17 protein-coding genes are annotated in these 15,463 nt (G+C 64.4%); 13 read left to right on the forward strand and 4 right to left on the reverse strand.

Features of this window, described 5'->3' with window-relative positions; genetic code table 11:
• The first annotated feature begins 113 nt into the window (after nucleotides 1-113).
• Complete coding sequence (locus tag ACQ4WR_RS16170) at nucleotides 114-476, forward strand: translation initiation factor Sui1 (RefSeq protein WP_102297175.1); 363 nt, start codon at nucleotides 114-116, stop codon at nucleotides 474-476.
• A 101-nt stretch (nucleotides 477-577) separates the two neighbouring features.
• Nucleotides 578-1,441, forward strand: coding sequence for a hypothetical protein (locus tag ACQ4WR_RS16175; RefSeq protein ID WP_436488446.1), 864 nt, complete (start codon nucleotides 578-580; stop codon nucleotides 1,439-1,441).
• Between the two features lie 256 nt (nucleotides 1,442-1,697).
• On the opposite strand, the gene ACQ4WR_RS16180 is transcribed toward ACQ4WR_RS16175, so the two are convergent.
• Nucleotides 1,698-2,261, reverse strand: a complete 564-nt coding sequence (locus ACQ4WR_RS16180; protein WP_180979523.1) for an FxDxF family PEP-CTERM protein — start codon at nucleotides 2,259-2,261, stop codon at nucleotides 1,698-1,700.
• A 376-nt stretch (nucleotides 2,262-2,637) separates the two neighbouring features.
• Here ACQ4WR_RS16180 and ACQ4WR_RS16185 point away from each other — a divergent pair, with 376 nt between their 5' ends.
• Entirely contained in the window at nucleotides 2,638-3,807 is a 1,170-nt protein-coding gene (locus tag ACQ4WR_RS16185; RefSeq protein WP_436488448.1) for an acyltransferase family protein, read from the forward strand.
• Between the two features lie 65 nt (nucleotides 3,808-3,872).
• Here the strand turns inward: ACQ4WR_RS16185 and ACQ4WR_RS16190 are convergent, their stop codons facing one another.
• The 3 genes from ACQ4WR_RS16190 to flgA all read right to left on the reverse strand — a co-directional run bounded on the left by ACQ4WR_RS16190 (nucleotide 3,873) and on the right by flgA (nucleotide 5,463).
• Nucleotides 3,873-4,340, reverse strand: coding sequence for a flagella synthesis protein FlgN (locus tag ACQ4WR_RS16190; RefSeq protein ID WP_102297158.1), 468 nt, complete (start codon nucleotides 4,338-4,340; stop codon nucleotides 3,873-3,875).
• A gap of 8 nt (nucleotides 4,341-4,348) precedes the next feature.
• The gene (gene flgM, locus ACQ4WR_RS16195) at nucleotides 4,349-4,657 is read right to left on the reverse strand and encodes a flagellar biosynthesis anti-sigma factor FlgM (protein ID WP_034787161.1); all 309 of its coding nucleotides are present in this window, start codon (nucleotides 4,655-4,657) and stop codon (nucleotides 4,349-4,351) included.
• 110 nt (nucleotides 4,658-4,767) lie between these two features.
• Nucleotides 4,768-5,463, reverse strand: a complete 696-nt coding sequence (flgA, locus tag ACQ4WR_RS16200) for a flagellar basal body P-ring formation chaperone FlgA (RefSeq protein WP_436488451.1) — start codon at nucleotides 5,461-5,463, stop codon at nucleotides 4,768-4,770.
• A 191-nt stretch (nucleotides 5,464-5,654) separates the two neighbouring features.
• Here flgA and flgB point away from each other — a divergent pair, with 191 nt between their 5' ends.
• From flgB to flgK, 10 genes are all read left to right on the forward strand, one after another.
• Entirely contained in the window at nucleotides 5,655-6,101 is a 447-nt protein-coding gene (gene flgB, locus ACQ4WR_RS16205; RefSeq protein ID WP_436488452.1) for a flagellar basal body rod protein FlgB, read from the forward strand.
• A gap of 2 nt (nucleotides 6,102-6,103) precedes the next feature.
• Nucleotides 6,104-6,505, forward strand: a complete 402-nt coding sequence (gene flgC, locus ACQ4WR_RS16210) for a flagellar basal body rod protein FlgC (protein ID WP_102297149.1) — start codon at nucleotides 6,104-6,106, stop codon at nucleotides 6,503-6,505.
• A 15-nt stretch (nucleotides 6,506-6,520) separates the two neighbouring features.
• On the forward strand, nucleotides 6,521-7,216 hold the full coding sequence (locus ACQ4WR_RS16215) for a flagellar hook assembly protein FlgD (RefSeq protein ID WP_102297148.1): 696 nt from the start codon (nucleotides 6,521-6,523) through the stop codon (nucleotides 7,214-7,216).
• A 52-nt stretch (nucleotides 7,217-7,268) separates the two neighbouring features.
• Entirely contained in the window at nucleotides 7,269-8,816 is a 1,548-nt protein-coding gene (locus ACQ4WR_RS16220; protein WP_436488455.1) for a flagellar hook protein FlgE, read from the forward strand.
• 182 nt (nucleotides 8,817-8,998) lie between these two features.
• Nucleotides 8,999-9,742, forward strand: coding sequence for a flagellar basal body rod protein FlgF (locus ACQ4WR_RS16225; protein ID WP_102297711.1), 744 nt, complete (start codon nucleotides 8,999-9,001; stop codon nucleotides 9,740-9,742).
• Nucleotides 9,743-9,814: 72 nt separating this feature from the next.
• Nucleotides 9,815-10,597, forward strand: a complete 783-nt coding sequence (gene flgG, locus ACQ4WR_RS16230; protein ID WP_102297713.1) for a flagellar basal-body rod protein FlgG — start codon at nucleotides 9,815-9,817, stop codon at nucleotides 10,595-10,597.
• A 53-nt stretch (nucleotides 10,598-10,650) separates the two neighbouring features.
• The gene (locus ACQ4WR_RS16235; RefSeq protein ID WP_102297715.1) at nucleotides 10,651-11,301 is read left to right on the forward strand and encodes a flagellar basal body L-ring protein FlgH; all 651 of its coding nucleotides are present in this window, start codon (nucleotides 10,651-10,653) and stop codon (nucleotides 11,299-11,301) included.
• A 2-nt stretch (nucleotides 11,302-11,303) separates the two neighbouring features.
• Nucleotides 11,304-12,419 (forward strand): flagellar basal body P-ring protein FlgI, encoded by a 1,116-nt coding sequence (locus tag ACQ4WR_RS16240; protein ID WP_102297718.1) that lies wholly within the window; start codon nucleotides 11,304-11,306, stop codon nucleotides 12,417-12,419.
• Nucleotides 12,420-12,429: 10 nt separating this feature from the next.
• On the forward strand, nucleotides 12,430-13,356 hold the full coding sequence (gene flgJ, locus ACQ4WR_RS16245; protein WP_102297721.1) for a flagellar assembly peptidoglycan hydrolase FlgJ: 927 nt from the start codon (nucleotides 12,430-12,432) through the stop codon (nucleotides 13,354-13,356).
• A gap of 88 nt (nucleotides 13,357-13,444) precedes the next feature.
• Nucleotides 13,445-15,412 (forward strand): flagellar hook-associated protein FlgK, encoded by a 1,968-nt coding sequence (gene flgK, locus ACQ4WR_RS16250; protein ID WP_436488457.1) that lies wholly within the window; start codon nucleotides 13,445-13,447, stop codon nucleotides 15,410-15,412.
• The last annotated feature ends 51 nt before the right edge of the window (nucleotides 15,413-15,463 follow it).

Genomic DNA, 15,463 nt, shown 5'->3' on the forward strand with positions numbered 1-15,463 from the left:
CTATGGCTGCCTGCGGCGGCGAAGCCGTCAATGAAGGTGACGGTGGCGAAGCCGTCAATTGCCGGCCGCCGCTTGGTACAATCGCAGCCTTCCCATTCTTCCATTTCTCCATCATGAAAAGCAGTTCCCAGGGCGGCCTCGTGTATTCCACTGAAACAGGGCGCATGTGTCCCGCTTGCCGCCAGCCGCTGGCGCAATGCGCATGCAAGGCGCAAGCCAAGGCGGCGCCCGTGGGCGACGGCGCCGTGCGCGTGTCGCGCCAGACCAAGGGACGCGGCGGCAAGAGCGTCACCGTGGTAAAAGGCTTGCCGCTGGACGCCATTGCCCTGGCACTGCTGGGCAAGCAGCTGCGCACCCAGTGCGGTTCGGGCGGCACCGTCAAGGACGGCGTGATCGAAGTGCAGGGCGACCATGTCGACACCATCCTGGCCGCGCTGGTCAAGCTGGGCCACCAGCCGAAAAAGGCCGGCGGCTGAGCAGGGCCCGGCGTGCGCGGCGCGTGCGGCAGCTTGCCGCGCGCCTGTGGTAACGTGCGTTTCCTGTCCACCCACGTCCACGCACACGCCCACCCATCACCATGAACGTCAAACTCACCGGCATCGCCATCGCGGCGCTCGCCGCAGCGCTGGCGCTGGCCTGCTGGCCCGCCGCCGACACCGCGAACCCTGACGGCGCGGCGGCCGCGGCGGCCGGTGCCGCCAGCGCGTCGCAAGGACGCAGCCTGGCCGCGTATTTCAGCATCGATGCTGCTCCCGTGCCCGGCGCGCCGCCCGTTGCCGTCACCCTGGCGCAGCGGCTGGAACGCCTGGCGGCCAGCGGCAAGCCGGAAGACGCGTATGCGGCCTACCAGTTGCTCGACGACTGCATCGCCTTCGGCCAGGAAGGGCGGCTGCCGGCGCTGGAGTTCGAACTGGGGCGCGAGATGACGGCGGAGGAAAAAGCCGCCCAACAGCAACTCTGTGCGGGCATGACGCAGCGCCAGCGCGACGAACGCCTGGCCTACCTTGCCACTGCCGCCAGGGCAGGCGTGCCGGGCGCGGCCACCCTGTTCCTGTCGGAAGGCCCGTTCGGCGACCGCAGCGCGCTGCGCAACCGTCCCGACGATCCGCTGGTGCAGGAGTGGAAGCGGCAAGCCATCGCCCAGCTGACGGCACAGGCGGACGAGGCGGAACTGAGCAGCGTTTCCACCCTGATGATGGCCTACCTGCGCGATGGTGAGGTGGTGCGCAAGGATGCGCCCCAGGCGTATGGCTATTTGCTGGCCCTGCGCATGGTGTACGACGATATCCTTGCGCCAGGCACGACGAATCCCTACCAGGATGAATACTGGCACTGGCTGCAAAACGAATTGACACCCGAGCAGCAGGCCGCCGCCGCCCTCAAGGCACAGGCCATCGCCGCGAAATTCCGCCAGCATGGGGGCCGTCCCGCGCAGGGCTGAGTGCGTAAGCTGGCCCGTGCATGACTGGCCCGGGCAGCGGCCCGTCACGGCATGGCGCAGACCTGGCATGGACCAGCCTGGCATGCACCAGGCCGGGGATGGACGAGGCCGGGTATGGACCAGCCCGGGCATGAGGCGCCCGGCTGTGGCCCCGGCCGAGCATGAACAAGCAAGTGCATGAGCAAGCCCTTGCATGGGGCCGCCGCTGCCGCCCCGTGCGTGCGGCGGCAATTCGAGCGGCCGCTCAGGCAGCCGCTCAGGCAGCCGTCTTGCGGCGCCGTATGCTATACCCGATCAGGCCCAGCCCGGCCAGCAGCATGGCGTAGGTTTCCGGTTCGGGCACGGCCGTGGTGATGGAAATGTCCAGCACGGAATCACGCGTGCCGGTGCCGCTCGCCACCAGGGTGTAGGTGCCTGGTCCCAGCAGGCCGTTGAAGGTCGAATGGGCAAAGGCGCCCAGCACGCCGGTGAAGGTGTCCGATTGCACCAGGTTATTGCTGGAGTCGAACAGGTCGATGTTGACGCCGGTCAGGCGGGGACCGAATTCAGTGGCGCCGGTGACCAGCCATGCGGCGTTGCCTGTAAATGCCTGCACGCCGGCACCGACCGTAAAGGTGGTCGTTTGCAGCAGCGAGCCGCGTTCCGTCGTGAAGGTATCGACGAACAGCGTGTCGTTCACCAGCAGTGGCGTGGCCACCACGGCGGTCGAGACCAGATGGTTGTAGAACACGGCTTGCGTTTCAGCCTGCGCGACCGGCGCCAGCAGGGTGCAGCCGAGCAGCAGCGCCGCGCCAGCCTTGGATACGGTGAGAGAGTTCATAGCATGCTCCTGTGTACTGTCAATTGAAATGGCGTGCGTCGTGGCGCAGCGCAAAAGCGCAGGCTGGACGCGTGGAATGGGTTAGCTATGCCGGCGGGGAACGATGTTCGTGTCAGTGAGGAAAGTCTCACCGGGAGTTGGGCGGCGTACGCTAGGGATGAGCATATCGTTATCATTTGCCGCACGTTTGAGCGTGCTCAAATGTGCGGGGGACGCGGACCGCAGCTGTTGTTTCTGCGTGCAGGCCATCGCATCGCATGGCATCGCATGGCGTGGCATGACATGGCATCGCATCGCATGGCATCGCATGGCGTGCGGGCAGGGCGCTGGCGGATGCGCACGCCAGGCGAAGCTTGTGGCATCATGGCGGGTTGCCATGATTGCAAGCCACAGCATGACCCTGTCTGCCCCTCCCTCCGCCCGGGCTCCCGGCCCCGATCTGCTGCGTGCCGTGGCCATCGCCTGGATCATGCTGTATCACCTGGAAAGCTATGGCCTGCGCCTGCCCGGCCGCCTGATCGCCTATGGCTGGATGGGCGTGGACCTGTTTTTCGTCCTCAGCGGCTACCTGATCGGCTGGCAGTTGCTGCGCCCATGGGCGCTGGGCACGCCTCCCGCGTGGCGCCCGTGGTGGACGCAATTCATGCTGCGCCGCGCCCTGCGCATCCTGCCTGCCTATGGCACCGTGCTGGCGCTGTATGTGCTGCTGCCCGCGTCCCGCGAGGCGGAGCTCATGCGGCCGCTGTGGCAATTCCTGACCTTCACCATCAATGTGCTGCCCGGCGCGCCCGAGGCGCGCGCCTTTTCGCATGCCTGGTCGCTGTGCGTGGAAGAGCATTTTTATCTGCTGCTGCCGCCTGTCGCGTGGTGGCTGGCGCGCCGGCCCGCCGCCGGCAAGACGGTGGCCGCGGCGCTGGGCGTGCTGTTGGGCGGCATGCTTCTGCGTGCCTGGCTATGGCGGCAGGAACTGGCGCCGCTGCAGGGGCAGGGCGCCTATGTCGAGCGCTTCATCGCGCTCATCTACATGCCCAGCCCGGTCCGCCTCGATGGCTTGCTGATGGGAGTGATGCTGGCTGTCGTGCGCGGTTTTCGTCCCGCCTGGTGGGCGGCGCTGATGGCGCGTGGCACCCTGTTGCTGGGCGCGGGGATGGCGGGACTGGCGCTGGCCATGTGGCTGCTGCGCGGCGTGCCGGACTTTGCCGGCATCGTTTTCGGCTATCCGCTGCTGTCGTGCAGCCTGGCATGCGTGCTGGCAGGCTGCCTCAGCGAACAAAGCTGGCCCGGCCGCTGGCGCGTGCCCGGCGCGGCGGCCCTGGCCACTCTGGCGTTCAGCCTGTACCTGACGCACAAGCAGGTGTATCACGCGCTCGACGCCTATCTTGGCGATGCGCTGGGCGGCTCGCCCGTGCTGGTGTTTTGCCTCTACAACGGCGCGGCCTTGCTGGCGGCGGCCGCGCTGTACTGGCTGGTGGAGCGGCCGGGCCTGCGGCTGCGCACGCGCCTGCTGGCGCCCGTGCCCGGGCAAGGCTTGCAGCCATCGGCATAGGCGCAAACGCGCATCGTGCCGCGCTGGCCGCAGCTATTTTCTACACTGGGATGAAGGCGAAGGCCTTAGCCGATGACGACGCGGCGCTGCGGGGTGTTGGTGGTTGGCTGGCCGCTGGGGCCGTAGAAGTTGCCGCTCTGGGCCGTGGGGCGCATGGCGTTCAGGGCGCCCTGCGTGTGCAGCATGTGCTTGTTGACGAGCAGGCTGTTCAGGCGGTTCTGTTCCTTCGCCTCGCGCGTCGTGGCCAGCAGGGCTTTCCACAAGGATGCCGCGTCGGCTTCCTCGGCCACCACCAGCCAGTCTTCCATGCCCGCTTCGGCGGCCGTGAAGCCGGCTGCCGCCAGCGCCTGGTGGCGTTGCGCCGCCAGCTGGCTCAATTTGCCGATGAGTGCCGTCTTGCGTACGGTGAGCTCCGCGATTGCATCGATGTCAGCCGCAACCAGATGCAGCTGTTCTTCCTTCATCAATGCCAGCAATGTGGTCATGAGCTCTTGCTCGTCGCGCAGGCTGGAAAACGGAGTCACTGATTGCATTGGGGAACCTATCTATTTCGTGAGTGCAGCAGGTCCTTGACTGTGTCCAGGAGTCCGTCCGCCACTTTTTCAGAGTTGACCTGGAACTGGCCGTCGGCGATCGCCAGCTTGATGCGCTCGACTTTTTTCGTGTCGAACACGGCGCCGCTGCCGGCAGTTGCGCTGGCCGCTAATGCCTGTCCTTGCGGGGACAGGCGTACATTGTCCGACGTCGTCGGTGTTGCCTGGGCTTTCTCGGCATTCCGGGCGCCGGAGGTACTCGCGGGCGCCACCGGCAGGCCGGGATTGCTTTTAATGGTGTTGTCGGTAATTTTCACAGCGTGATCCTCGTCTGGTCGAAGTCAAAAAACTCCGGGGCTGTCCTATTATCGGCACCTTCCGCCGAAACTTTAGTGCGCCAGACCACAATATCGCTGTCCATCCGTGTTCAGAATGCTACTTCGACCATCCCTCCCGCGCGCGCCACGCCGCTGATCTGCTGGCCGCTCTGCGTGCGCACCTGCACCACTTGCCCGTCGCCGGCGTTGCCGATAGCGCGGCCTTCTGATGCAACCTGGAAACCGTTGCCGCTGGAAACGACGCGCACCAGCTGCCCCTGCATCACCACCGGCTTGCGGCGCAAGGTGTCGAGGCGCATCGGCGTGCCAGGTGGCAATGAAATATTCGTGCTGGCGCCCACCACCTGGGCCATGTCGGTGGCAATGCCTGCCGGCAATGCGGCCAGGTCGCCCTGCATCGTCACCAGCTGGCTGGCGTCGATGGCCTGGCCTTGCGCCAGCGGCACGGCGCTGGCCACGTAGTCGCCGACGACGGCCACGTTGGCTTGCAGATAGATAGTCCAGCTGGCCGGGGCCGTGCAGCGCACGCCCACCGTGGTCTTGCCCCAGGCGCGGGCACCCGGCGCCATGAAGGCTTGCGGCGCGGGGCAGGCGGCCAGGTTCAAGCGGGGATCGACGGCGCCGACGGTGACCGTGACCTTGCCCGGCAAGCCATTGCTTTGTACTTGCAGGAACTGTTCCACGCTGTCGCGCAGCGCTTGCGGCGATTGCCGGCCGGCGTTTTGCGCCTGCGCGGAAGGCGACAGGAAGGTCATGGCGAGGAGGAAAGCAAGCGGTGTTTTCATGGTGATAGGCCTCTGGAATAGTGCCATGATAGTGCGCGCCGCCCCGTTTGAAGCCACGATTAAGGGGTAAAAGTACGGTCTGATCCGGCGATGGTCTTGCCGGTGGGCACCGTACTATCTTTCCTGTCATCACACTACCGCCATCCTTCCGCCATCTCGGGCGCCAGTGGCAGATCTTTCCGGAGCCTGACATGATAGGGAAACTCGACGATTACATGCGCTTCAACGAGACGGCGCTGAGCTTGCGCTCGACGCGCCAGGAATTGCTCGCCTCGAATATTGCCAATGCCGACACGCCCAACTACAAGGCGCGCGACGTCGATTTCGCCAGTGCCCTGAAGGGCGCGCTGGCGCGCAACGATGGCACGGCGCCGGCACTGAAGGGCACGGCGCCACAGCACATGGCGGGCAAGGGCGTGGCGGCCAGCGCGGCTGCGGGCGGCAAAGTGGCAACCCTGCCTGATGGCACGCCGCTGCTGTACCGCGCACCGGCTCAGGGCGCCGTCGATGGCAATACGGTCGACATGGATCTTGAACGCAATGCCTTCGCCGACAACGCCATCCGCTACGAGGCGGCCGTGACGTTCCTCAATTCGCAGATCAAGGGCATGCTGACGGCCATCCAGGGAGGACAATAATCATGTCGCTATTTAATATCTTCAATGTTTCCGGTTCGGCGATGAGCGCCCAGGCGCAGCGCCTGAACACGGTGGCCAGCAACCTGGCCAATGCCGACAGCGCCACCAGTGCCAGTGGCGAAGCCTACCGTGCCAAGCAGGTGGTGTTCGAGGCCGTGCCCATGGGCAACGGCGCCACGGCCGTCAAGGTGCAGAAGGTGGTCGAGGACCCGTCGCCGATGAAGCTGGTCTATGACCCGAAAAATCCGCTGGCCGACGAGAAGGGCTACGTCACCATGCCCAACGTCAACACGGTCGACGAGATGGTCAACATGCTGTCGGCCTCGCGTTCCTACCAGACCAACGTGGAAACCATGAACGCGGCCAAGTCGCTGCTCCTGAAAACCCTCACCATCGGCCAATAAGGCTGACTGACCATTATGGCAACCATCGATACCAGCACCACCAAAGTCACCGACCTGATGGCGACGATGAATCCGAAGAAGAGCACGGCCGAGGCAGGCAGTGTCGAAGCGGAAACGAACAAATTCCTGACCCTGCTGGTGACCCAGCTGAAAAACCAGGATCCCATGAACCCGCTCGACAATGCGCAGCTGACCAGCCAGCTGGCGCAACTGTCCACGGTGACGGGCGTCAACAAGCTCAACACGACCCTGGAAACCCTGAAAACCAGCTACCAGCAAGCCGAGTCGATGCAGGCGGCCAACATCATCGGCCATGGCGTGTTGACGGCAGGCAAGGACATCAACCTGAGCAAGAGCACCGCCCTGCTGGGCGTGGACCTGGCGACGGCCGCGGACAAGGTCAAGGTGACCATCTACAAGGATGGCAAGGAAGTCCATTCCATCGACCTGGGCGCGCAGCCGGCAGGCACCTTGCCGCTGGGCTGGAACGGTGCCACCGCCGATCTGGACAAGGACGGCAAGAACATCGTGCTGGCCGATGGCGCCTACACCTTCGCCGTGGAAGCCACGCGCGGCGGCACCAAGCTCACCGATGCGACGGCGCTGATGTTCGGCTCGGTTGCCAGCGTCTCGACGGGCGCGAACGGCGTGAAATTGAATGTGCCGGGCGTGGGCAGCATCACCATGGCCGACGTGAAACAGATTTTGTAAGCCGCTTACCCTAGCGTGACCCTCTACCCCTAATATCTACCAGGAGAACACAATGTCTTTCCAACAAGGCCTGAGCGGCTTGAATGGCGCCGCCAAATCGCTTGACGTCATCGGTAACAACATCGCCAACTCGGCCACCGTGGGTTTCAAGCAGTCGCAGGCGCAGTTCGCCGACATTTATGCCAACTCGCTGTATGGCGTGGGCGGCAACCAGGCGGGGATCGGCGTGTCGGTCTCGCAAATCGCCCAGCAATTTACCCAGGGTAACCTGGAAACGTCGTCGAATCCCCTCGATATCGCCATCAATGGCGGCGGCTTCTTCCGTACCAGCGTCAATGGCGCCATCCAGTATTCGCGCAATGGCCAGTTCCAGGTCGACAAGAACGGTTTCATCGTCAACGCCCAGCTGGCCCAGCTGACCGGCTACCCGGTCGACGTCAACGGCAAGATCGTCGCCGGCGCCGTCGTGCCCCTGCAGATCGACCAGTCGGACATGAAGCCGCAAGCCACCACCAAGGTGGATACGGAAATCAATCTCAACTCGAACACGGAAATGCCGACCGTGGTGCCGTTCAGCATGGCGCAGGGCGGCTCGTACAACAAGCAGATTCCCGTCCCCGTCTATGATTCGCTGGGCAATGCCCATTCGATGTCCATGTTCTACGTCAAGACCGGTACCAATACCTGGGACGTCTACACGGCCAATGACGACATGGAAGTGACCAGCATGAAGGCCGCCGCCGCCCTGCAGACGAACCCTGCCGCGCTGGCTGCGCGCGCCGCCTACCAGGCCGCCGCCACGGCCGTGCCGCTGGTGCCGGCCAACGTCACGGCCGCTGCCGTGGCATACGGCCAGGCCGCAGGTGCCGCTGTCTCGGCCGCCGCAGCCGCCGCCGGCGCCACGCCGGCGCAGCTGGCCGCCATCGCCGGCACCTATGGCAGTGCGGTACCGGACGGCATCAACTCGAGCCGCACGCCGGACCAGATCGACGCCGCCATCGCCGCCGTCACCGTGGTGCCAGCCGTCAAGACCGCTTCGCTCGTGTTCAACACGGTCGGCGCCCTGGACAAGGCCGCCATGCTGGCCCTGACGCCGCCGCAATCGCTGCCCGTCACCGTCAACCTGCCGATCTTCCCCGCCACGGGCGCCAACGCGACCCTGTCGGTGAAGGTTGATTTCACCAAGTCGACCCAGCTGGGCATCGCCACGTCGGAAAAGAAAACCGTCGCCGACGGCTACCAGGCGGGCCAGCTGAGCCGCTTCGTGGTGAACGACGACGGCATCATCCAGGGCCAGTACAGCAACGGCAAGACGCGCAACCTGGGCCAGGTGGTGCTGAGTAACTTTGCCAACCCGAATGGCCTGGAACCGCTGGGCAACAACGCCTGGGTGGAAAGCTCGGCCTCGGGCACGCCGATGACGGGCGAGCCGAAGACGGGCACCCTGGGCAACTTGCGCGCCTCGGCGGTGGAAGTATCGAACGTCGACCTGACGGCCGAGCTGGTCAACATGATCACCGCCCAGCGCGCCTACCAGGCGAATGCGCAGACCATCAAGACGCAGGATTCGGTGCTGCAGACCCTGGTGAACTTGCGCTAACGTGGGGGCGCCTCGTTAAGCTACTGCGCGTCTCACTACCGGGCCGGCGTTGCTCGCTGTACTTTCGTACAGCTGCGCTACTCAACCCGGTATTGAACCGCTCGCTACGCTTTCCGAGGCACCCGTGATGTCGCACCAGTACCGGGGTCTGACCCCAGCTTTCGTTTTGCACGGAGAAACACATGGACCGTCTCATCTACACCGCCGGCTCGGGCGCCAAGCATATCCTCGACAAGCAGGCCACCACCGCCAACAATCTGGCGAACGCCACCAGCACGGGTTTCCGCGCGCAGCTCGACTCGTTCCGCGCCGTGCCCGTGGTGGCCGACGGCATGATGCCGACGCGCACCTTCGTCGTCGATTCGACGGTCGGTTCCGACTTCACGCAAGGTCCCATGCAGCACACGGGCCGCGCGCTCGACGTGGCCGTGGAAAATGGCGGCTGGATCGCCGTGCAGTCGGCCGACGGTTCCGAAGCCTACACGCGCAACGGCGCCTTGAAACTCAATGAAAACGGCATGCTGCAGACGCAGGCCGGCCTGATGGTGCAGGGCGATACGGGCCCGATGGCCATTCCGCCGGGCGTCACGGTGGCCATTGCCAGCGATGGCACGGTGGGCACGATTTCCACCGATGTGCCGCCGGGGCCGTCGACGGTGCTGGGACGCATCAAGCTGGTCAATCCGCCGGAGCAGCAGCTGGTACGCGGCGACGACGGCCTGTTCCGCCTGAAGGACGGCACGGTGGCGCAAGCCGACCAGGCCGTCAAGCTGACCACGGGCGCGCTGGAAGGCAGCAATGTCAGCCCCGTCGACTCGATGGTCAGCATGATCGCCCTGGCGCGCCAGTTCGAGACGCAAATGAGTTTATTGAAGAACGCCGAGAATAACGCGGCGAAAGCCACCCAGATCCTCGCTTTGAATTGATGGGGGCGCCCGCATAATGGTCACATAGAAATAGTCTACAGGGCTCACCAGCGCTGTTATTGGAGAAAAATCATGATTCGTTCCCTTTGGATTGCCAAGACCGGCCTGGAAGCGCAGCAGACGCAGATGGACGTGATCGCCAATAACCTGGCCAACGTCAGCACCACCGGCTTCAAGAAGTCGCGCGCCGTGTTTGAAGACTTGCTCTACCAAAATGTGCGCCAGCCGGGCGCGCAATCGTCGCAGCAAACCCAGCTGCCATCGGGCTTGCAGATCGGCACCGGCGTGCGCACCGTGGCAACCGAGCGCATCCATACGCAGGGCAATCCCCAGGCGTCCGGCAATTCGCGCGACGTGATGGTCAACGGCACCGGTTTCTTCCAGGTGCTGATGCCGGACGGCGCCACCGCCTACACGCGCGACGGCTCGTTCCAGACGGATGCCAATGGCCAGCTCGTCACCTCGGAAGGTTTCGTCATCCAGCCCGCCATCACGGTGCCGACCAACGCGTTGAGCCTGACCGTGGCGCGCGACGGCACCGTGTCCGTCACCTTGCCCGATACCATTGCGCCATCGCAAATCGGTTCCCTGCAGCTGACCACCTTCGTCAATCCGGCCGGCCTGGAATCGAAGGGCGAAAACCTGTACATGGAAACGGGCGCTTCCGGCGTGGCGCAGACCAACACCCCGGGCACCAATGGCGCCGGCGTGCTGATGCAGGGCTATATCGAAACCTCGAACGTCAACGTGGCCGAGGAAATGGTCAACATGATCCAGACGCAGCGCGCCTACGAGATCAACAGCAAGGCCATCACCACATCCGACCAGATGCTGCAAAAGCTCTCGCAGCTGTAATTTCTTTTTTAGTCGTCATGCCATCCGCCGCCGGATGGCAGCGGAGGTTTGTCATGCATTACCCCATCATCGCCCTGTTGTCCGCAGTCCTGCTGTCCGGCTGCGCCATCACGCCCACCTCGATCGTGCAGTATCCGACCACCACGCGCGCACCGATGCCGGAACCGGTGGTCGTCAACAATGGCTCCATCTACCAGCCGTCGACCTACCGTCCCGCCTTCGAAGACCGCCGCGCGCGCCACGTGGGCGACACCATGACCATCGCCATCACCGAGCGCACCAACGCCGTCAAGGCGGGCGCCAGTTCCGGCAACAAGTCGGGCAGCGTGGGCTTCAGCACGCCGGGCATGCTGCAGGGCCGCCTGGGCGGCACCGTCTCCGCGAACGGCGCGACGAAATTTGCCGATGGCGACAACCAGTCCGCCAGCAACACCTTTTCCGGCGTGATCGGCGTGACGGTGATCGAGGTATTGCCGAACGGTAATCTGATCGTTGCCGGCGAGAAGCAGATCGCCATGAACAAGGGCACGGAATTCATCCGCTTCTCGGGCATGGTCAATCCGGACACCATCGGCACGGGCAACGTCGTGCCGTCGACCCAGGTGGCCGATGCCCGCGTGGAATACCGCACCAACAGCCAGATCGACCGCGCCGAGATGGCCTCGATGGCGTCGCGCTTCTTCCTCAGTCTGTTGCCGTTCTGATCATGGCGACCCCGACCTTTCCCCGCCTGCTGGCCGTCTGTGGCCTGGCGCTCTGCCTGCTGGCCCCCGTGGCGCAGGCCGAACGCATCAAGGACCTGGCCAGCATCGCCGGCGTGCGCCAGAATCAGCTGATGGGCTATGGCCTTGTCGTCGGTCTCGACGGCAGCGGCGACCAGACCACGCAAACGCCGTTTACCATCCAGAGCGTGGCGGCCATGCTGCAGCAGCAGGGTATCAACTTGCCACAAGGCACCAGCTTGCAGCTGAAAAACGTCGCCGCCGTGATGGTGACGACGGCCTTGCCCGCGTTTGCCCAGCCGGGCCAGCTGCTTGACGTGACGGTGTCGTCGATGGGCAACGCGAAAAGCCTGCGCGGCGGCACGTTATTGATGACCCCATTGAAGGGCGCCGACGGCCAGGTGTACGGCATGGCGCAGGGCAACGTCTTGGTGGGCGGCGTGGGCGCGCAGGCGGCCGGCAGCTCGGTCGTCATCAATCACTTGAGCGTGGGACGCATTTCCGGCGGCGCCACCGTCGAGCGCGCCGTCGCTTCGGTGCTGGGCGCCAACAACACCATCCGCCTGGAATTGAACGCCACCGATTTTTCCACCGCCAGCCGCGTGGTTGACGCCATCAACAGCCGCTACGGCGCCGGCACGGCCGCCGCGCTCGATGGCCGCGTGATCCAGGTGCAGTCGCCGGGCGGCAGCGACCAGCGTGTGAGTTTCCTGGGCCAGCTGGAAAGCATCGAAGTCAATCCGGCCCGCCTGGCGGCCAAGGTCATCATGAATGCGCGCACGGGTTCGGTGGTGATGAACCAGTCTGTGACCCTGGAAACGTGCGCCATTTCGCACGGCAACCTGTCCGTCACCATCAATGTCGAACCGCAGGTGAGCCAGCCGCCGCCCTTGTCGGGCGGCCGCACGGTGGTCACGCAGACGGCGCAGATCGATATCAAGAAGGAACCGGGCAAGGTCATGCTGGTCAAGGGCGGCGCGTCGCTGTCCGACGTGGTCAAGGCCCTGAACGCCATCGGCGCCTCGCCGCAGGACTTGCTGGCCATCCTGCAGGCAATGAAGGCGGCGGGTTCGCTGCGCGCCGAACTGGAAATTATTTGATGGGCACGCCATGATCAGTCAAACCGACCTCAGCAATACCGCCGCCTACGACGTCAAGGGCATGGATGGCTTGCGCCAGTCCGCCAAGGCGCGCGACCCGTCCGCCCTGAAAGAGGCGGCCACGCAATTTGAAGCCATGTTCATCAACATGATGATGAAAAGCATGCGCGAGGCCACGCCGCAGGACGGCATCATGGATAGCCAGCAAAGCAAGATGTACACCTCGATGCTGGACCAGCAGACCAGTCAGAACCTGGCCAAGCGCGGCACGGGCCTGGCCGACGTGCTGATCCGCCAGCTGTCGTCGTCGAACCAGGCGCTGGCCGCCGATGGCGCCGAAGCGCCGTCGCCCCGCTCATCGAGCATGGCGCAGGCGCTGGCCGCGTTCCGCCAGCAGCAGGGCGCCCTGACCGAGGGGGCAAGCGGCACCAGCGCCACCGGCAAGACCCTCAGCGACAAGGCCAACGCCACGCAGGCGCCGCACGTGCGTGCCTTCCAGGAAAAGCTGGGCGTGCATGCGGAAGAAGCCAGCCGCGCCACCGGCATCCCGGCCAAGTTCATGCTGGGCCAGGCCGCGCTGGAAACGGGCTGGGGCAAGCGCGAAATCATCGCCCGCGACGGCAGCAGCAGCCACAACCTGTTCGGCATCAAGGCCACGGGCGACTGGAAGGGCAAGGTCACGGAAGCCGTCACCACGGAATACGTGAACGGCAAGGCGCAGCGCAAGGTGGAGAAATTCCGCGCCTACGACAGCTATGCGGACAGCTTCAAGGATTATGCGCAGTTGATTACCAACAACAAACGCTATGAAAAAGTGCTGGCCAGCGCCGGCGACGCCAGCACCTTCGCCCACGGCTTGCAAAAGGCCGGCTACGCGACGGATCCGAACTACGCTGCCAAGTTGACAAAAATTATCAAGAATTCGCTGGTCGGCTAAGCCCCCGCCTGGCCCCTGTGCAGGCCGCGCGCTTCAAGTTTTCGCCGCGGCTGCCGTAAATACATTTGACGGTAACCAATAAGACACCATGACTTCGAATCTACTCAGCATCGGTAAGAGCGGTTTGCTTGCAGCGCAGGTGGGCCTGTCGACGACCGGGCATAACATCACCAACGCCAACGTGGACGGCTACAACCGCCAGGTGGTCCTGCAGCAGACGGCGCAGTTCAACAATGCCGGCTATGGCTTCGTGGGCAATGGTACCGAGGTGTCGCAGATCAAGCGCCAGTACGACAGTTTCATGGCCACGCAGGTCAACAATGCGCAGGCGACCACCAGTTCGCTCGACGCCTATTACACGCAGATCAGCCAGATCGACAACTTGCTGGCCGATTCCACGGCCGGCCTGTCGCCGGCGATGGCCGATTTCTTCAAGGGCGTGCAGGACTTCAGCTCGAATCCCTCGTCCGTCTCGTCGCGCCAGGCCTTGTTGTCGAGCGCTAACTCGCTCGTCACGCGCTTCCAGGGCCTTGCCGGCCGCCTGCAGGAAATCGGCGACGGCGTCAATTCGCAGATCACCTCGAACGTGAAGGTGATCAATTCCTACGCCAAGCAGATCGCCGAACTGAACATTTCGATCGCCGGCCTGACCGTCAGCGAAAGCAACCAGCCCAACGATTTGCTCGACCAGCGCGACCAACTGGTGACGGAGCTGAACAAATACGTCAAGGCAACAGTCCAGCCTGGCCCGAACAATATGATCACCGTCTCGATCGGCTCGGGCCAGCCGCTGGTGGTGGCCGACAAGAACTTTGAACTGGCCGTCACGCCGTCGCAGACCGACCCGAGCCGCCTGGAAGTGGGCTATGTCATGGGCTCGAACGTCACCGTGCTGGCGGAAAACGCGCTGACGGGCGGTTCGCTGGGCGGCTTGCTGGAATTCCGCAGTGGCAGCCTGGACCGTATCCAGAATTCGCTGGGCAAGGTCGCCATCGCCCTGGCATCGACCTTCAATGAACAGCACAAGCTGGGCCAGGATTTGAATGGCCAGATGGGCGGCGACTTCTTCAAGATACCCGATCCCGTCATCGGCGCCGACGTGCACAACAGCGCCTCGGCCACCACCGTGCTGTCGGCCAAGGTCAGCGATCCGACCAAGCTGACGGCCAGCGATTACGCCTTGAAATATGACGGCACGAATTATGTCGTGACGCGCCAGAGCGACGGCGCGCGCACCACCATCAACCCGTATCCGCAAACGGTGCCGCAAACCATCGACGGCGTGGATTTCTCGATCTCGGGCACGGCCGTTGAAGGCGACAACTATGTCATCCGGCCAACGGCGAATGGCGCTGCCGGCCTCGGCGTGCTCATTACCGACCGCAACAAGCTGGCCGCCGGCGCGCCGATCGTCACGGGCGCGCCCGTGGCCAACACGGGCAGCGGCAAGCTCGGCGCCGGCAGCGTGGACAAGGCCTATCTGGCGCCAGGCAATGCCCTGACGGGTACCGTGACCCTCACGTACGACAAGGTCAGCGGCTCGCTGGCGGGCTTTCCCGCCGGCCAGGCGGTGACGGTCAAGGGCCTCGACGGCAACACCACCACGTATCCGGCCGGCACGGCGAATATTCCGTACAAGGAAGGCGACAACTTCAACTTTGGCGGCATCAACGTCAACATGACGGGCGCGCCGGCGCAGGGCGACACCTTTACCATTGCGCCGAACACGGGCGGGGTGGGCGACAGCCGCAATGCCGCCTTGCTGGCGGGCTTGCAGACCAAAAATATTCTCGATGGCGGCAAGACCACGTTCCAGGGCTCGTACGCGGAAACCGTCAGCTTCGTCGGCAACAAGACGCGCGAAGTGCAGGTCAGCGGCCTGGCCAGTCTGGCGTTGTTGCAACAAACCAGCACGCAGCAGCAAGCCGTGTCCGGCGTCAATCTGGATGAAGAGGCGGCCAATTTGCTGCGCTACCAGCAAGCCTACCAGGCGTGCGGCAAGGTCATGCAGATCGCCAGCACCCTGTTTGACGTGGTCATCGGTCTCGGACGTTAATTATTTAGACGAACTCACATGAATGAGCGGCGGCTTGTGGCGCCGCCATCA

Source organism: Janthinobacterium amylolyticum (assembly GCF_051380655.1).
GTDB lineage: Bacteria > Pseudomonadota > Gammaproteobacteria > Burkholderiales > Burkholderiaceae_D > Janthinobacterium.

Coding starts and splice junctions, on each gene's coding strand:
- ACQ4WR_RS16215 (WP_102297148.1), top strand. CDS start 6,521: ATGGCAACCATCGATACCAGCACCACCAAAGTCACCGACCTGATGGCG.
- flgG (WP_102297713.1), top strand. CDS start 9,815: ATGATTCGTTCCCTTTGGATTGCCAAGACCGGCCTGGAAGCGCAGCAG.
- ACQ4WR_RS16180 (WP_180979523.1), bottom strand. CDS start 2,261: ATGAACTCTCTCACCGTATCCAAGGCTGGCGCGGCGCTGCTGCTCGGC.
- ACQ4WR_RS16175 (WP_436488446.1), top strand. CDS start 578: ATGAACGTCAAACTCACCGGCATCGCCATCGCGGCGCTCGCCGCAGCG.
- ACQ4WR_RS16225 (WP_102297711.1), top strand. CDS start 8,999: ATGGACCGTCTCATCTACACCGCCGGCTCGGGCGCCAAGCATATCCTC.
- ACQ4WR_RS16190 (WP_102297158.1), bottom strand. CDS start 4,340: ATGCAATCAGTGACTCCGTTTTCCAGCCTGCGCGACGAGCAAGAGCTC.
- flgC (WP_102297149.1), top strand. CDS start 6,104: ATGTCGCTATTTAATATCTTCAATGTTTCCGGTTCGGCGATGAGCGCC.
- ACQ4WR_RS16170 (WP_102297175.1), top strand. CDS start 114: ATGAAAAGCAGTTCCCAGGGCGGCCTCGTGTATTCCACTGAAACAGGG.
- ACQ4WR_RS16220 (WP_436488455.1), top strand. CDS start 7,269: ATGTCTTTCCAACAAGGCCTGAGCGGCTTGAATGGCGCCGCCAAATCG.
- ACQ4WR_RS16235 (WP_102297715.1), top strand. CDS start 10,651: ATGCATTACCCCATCATCGCCCTGTTGTCCGCAGTCCTGCTGTCCGGC.
- ACQ4WR_RS16240 (WP_102297718.1), top strand. CDS start 11,304: ATGGCGACCCCGACCTTTCCCCGCCTGCTGGCCGTCTGTGGCCTGGCG.
- ACQ4WR_RS16185 (WP_436488448.1), top strand. CDS start 2,638: ATGATTGCAAGCCACAGCATGACCCTGTCTGCCCCTCCCTCCGCCCGG.
- flgA (WP_436488451.1), bottom strand. CDS start 5,463: ATGAAAACACCGCTTGCTTTCCTCCTCGCCATGACCTTCCTGTCGCCT.
- flgB (WP_436488452.1), top strand. CDS start 5,655: ATGATAGGGAAACTCGACGATTACATGCGCTTCAACGAGACGGCGCTG.
- flgK (WP_436488457.1), top strand. CDS start 13,445: ATGACTTCGAATCTACTCAGCATCGGTAAGAGCGGTTTGCTTGCAGCG.
- flgJ (WP_102297721.1), top strand. CDS start 12,430: ATGATCAGTCAAACCGACCTCAGCAATACCGCCGCCTACGACGTCAAG.